Consider the following 3189-nt stretch of genomic DNA (forward strand, 5'->3'; position numbering starts at 1 on the left):
CCCATTGTTCAAATTTCACTACGGGAACGCCTTCTCCTAAGTTGTCACCGCTATTTTTCCCAGTTAAAGAGTCAACAGAGTTAGGGCGAAGCTTAGCGTCTTTCGTAGCAGCAACGATTGCTCGTTTAATAGCTTCCTTAATTTCTAGTTGGTTTACCCCAACTGGAGTTTTTACCTTGAATGTAGGTAGTCCAGTGTCTTGGCAAATAGGTGAAATGTTTTCGTCTGCCATTTGAATATTATTTGTAATTGTATCTAAACTCATGGCCGCTCGTGTACCTTCATTTTCAGCAGCTTTTGCTTTTTGGATCGCTCTTCTTACATCTTTAGGTAAGTTGGTAGAAGTCTCGGTAATCAGATCATAGATACTTTTCTCTAATTGTCTCATTTGCATTTAGTTATGCCCCTTTATATGTAGTTACAAACATTAACAAGTATACTATTTTACAAGAATGAAAAAAAGAGCAGTATAAAAGGCATCAGAAATATAATTTTCCGATGCCTTTAAATACTACTCCTTAGAGTCTTTAAATTGTTCCATTTTTAGTTCTAAGTCATCCATCATTTGAATAAGTCTGTCTATATCTTCTAAATTAGTCGTCTCAGGTTCAATAGAATCAAGTACTTCTAAAAACATTTGAAGTCGGTCTTTTAAATAAGATACTTGTTGTTCTGAATTTGATATTTGATTGCCCACAGAAAAACACCTCACTTTATAAGATAAGAATATAACAAGATGACATTAAAAGATAGGTAAAAAGAGTTATTTTATAAATAAGTGTATTTAAAATATTTACACTATTCAATTTATATGATAAAGTAACATTAAGTTATACGAAAGGAGGCCGTAGTGAAGAGTCGAAAACCAATTAACCATTTGAAGGAGGCGGTTCAGACATTTCACCGGCAAACTAGCCGCAAATGCAGTTATGAATACTCACAAGGATATAAGTAATATGTAAAGGCTCAGTCAATCTTAAACGATATTGACTGGGCCTTTTGTTGTTTATAGAAAAGCTAAATTTTGTTATGATAACCTGTATGAAAATTAAATAGTGAAGAGGTTATCTTATGCAACAATTTACAGCTATGGAGAGCAGACGTTTTAAGATTTTAGTTATTATTGTTTCTATATCAGGGTTTTCCCAAGGAATGCTTTTGCCTCTAATCTCAGTTATTTTTGAACAGGATGGGGTCAGCGCTACCTTAAATGGATTAAGTGCTACAGGTTTATACATAGGTACTTTGTTAATATCACCTTTTATAGAGCCACCATTACGAAAATATGGGTACAAGCCTATGATTGTAGTCGGAGGGCTTATCGTTATAGTATCGCTTCTACTTTTCCCTTTATGGAAGAGCGTAATGTTTTGGTTTGTACTCCGTTTATTAATAGGGATTGGTGATCATGCTCTACATTTCTCTACTCAAACTTGGATTACAAGTTTTTCACCACAGCATCGGTTAGGTAGAAATGTAGCCATTTACGGCTTATCATTTGGAGTTGGTTTTGCAGTTGGCCCTTTGTTTGTCCAACTCGTAGAAATTTTTGAAGGACTACCTTTTATCGTTTCTGGACTTTTATGTTTGTGTGCATGGGTTCTTGTATTTTTCCTGAAAAATGAAAAGCCAGAAAAATTTGCAGCTTCGTCTACAATGACAGGCACATGGAAAAGGTTTGGAGCTGCCTTTTCAGTAGCGTGGATAGCATTTATCCCGCCATTTAGCTATGGCTTCTTAGAATCATCTTTAAATGCGATATATCCTGTGTACGCACTTCGTAACTCTATTGAAATTAGTGATTTATCCTATATTTTAGCTGCTTTCTCTATTGGTGGAGTAGCGTCTCAATTGCCGCTTGGTATGTTGAGTGACCGCCTGGGAAGGAGACAGGTCTTATATAGTATGCTTGGTTTAGGTGCCCTTACATTCGGGTTTGCAAGCTTTTTTGAAACATCGGCAATAGGTGTTGGGGCATTTTTCTTCATAGCAGGAACGTTTGTAGGATCTACTTTTTCTCTTGGTATCGCATATATGACAGACTTAACTCCAAAAGAGCTTTTACCAACAGGAAATTTAATATGTGGTATATTTTTTAGCTTAGGTAGTCTTTCAGGCCCTTTCTTTGGTGGATTGTTCATTCAGTTATTTGAGGGAGTAAGCTTTTTATTTCTTATATCTATCCTTTTAGGGTCTTTGGCTATCGTTATACTTTTTACAAAATCTAATCGTTCTACCATAGTATAACCAATTAAAAAAATGAATTCGACCAACATGACTCAATGAGCTGTGGTGGTCGAATTTATTTTGTATTCTAACTTATTTCTAGGGTATTGACATTCGAGTCTCGTTTATTATAATTGTAAAGCTTCATTTACATATTATTTTATAGAAGAGGAGAAAGACTTATGTGGTTTATATTTGCTCTTATAACTGCCTTAGCATGGGGAGGAGCAGACTTATTTTATAAAAAGGGAACAGACCCTAGAGATAAATTTAGTCATCTTAAAATAGTTGTTATGGTAGGTTTAGTTATGGGGATTCACGGGACAGTGTATATGCTTTTAAAAGGTATTCAATTTGACCCAATGGACATGGTATTATATTTGCCAGTTTCCGCACTTTACATACTATCAATGGCAATTGGATATATTGGATTGAGATATTTAGAACTATCCATAGCTTCTCCTGTTCAAAATTCATCAGGAGCTATTACAACAATTCTTTTATTTATTTTCTTTACTCATTCATTAAGTGTATTAGAAATCATGGCTATTATTATAATTACTCTAGGGGTAATTGGCTTGGCCGTCTTTGAAAAACAGCTGGAAAAACAAGTACTTCAAGCTAATCCTAAGACGATCGATACTAAATATACAATTGGATTCATGGCTATTATTTTCCCTATTTTATATGCATTGATTGATGGGCTTGGAACGTTTGCAGATGCAGTGTATTTGGATGAGCTTAGTCTCATTGGGGAGGATGCAGCACTACTTGCTTATGAGTTTACATTTTTCATCTGCGCTGTAGTAGCTTTTGTTTATCTTAAAGCGGTTAAAAAAGTCCCATTCAATATCTTTAAAGAGAGAGATAAGACAAGTGCTGCTATTTTAGAAACTATTGGTCAATTCTTCTATGTATTTGCAATGTCCTCAAATGCCATTATTGCAGCTCCAATTATTGCTT

At 34.9% G+C, this 3189-nt stretch carries 4 protein-coding genes; 2 read left to right on the plus strand and 2 right to left on the minus strand.

Going from position 1 to position 3189, the window contains the following annotated elements:
- Window positions 1–394, minus strand: a 394-nt coding sequence (locus tag AC06OU_RS10835; protein WP_475855726.1) for a fumarate hydratase, incomplete at its 3' end; no start/stop codon positions are given.
- Window positions 395–511: 117 nt separating this feature from the next.
- Window positions 512–697, minus strand: a complete 186-nt coding sequence (locus AC06OU_RS10840; RefSeq protein WP_340882307.1) for an SE1561 family protein — start codon at window positions 695–697, stop codon at window positions 512–514.
- Window positions 698–1071: 374 nt separating this feature from the next.
- Between AC06OU_RS10840 and AC06OU_RS10845 the strand changes: the two genes are divergently transcribed.
- Window positions 1072–2247, plus strand: coding sequence for an MFS transporter (locus AC06OU_RS10845; RefSeq protein WP_475855727.1), 1176 nt, complete (start codon window positions 1072–1074; stop codon window positions 2245–2247).
- Between the two features lie 161 nt (window positions 2248–2408).
- Window positions 2409–3189 (plus strand): EamA family transporter (locus tag AC06OU_RS10850; RefSeq protein WP_475855729.1); only part of this gene is annotated, 781 nt, incomplete at its 3' end.

It is taken from the genome of Psychrobacillus sp. (assembly GCF_056205495.1).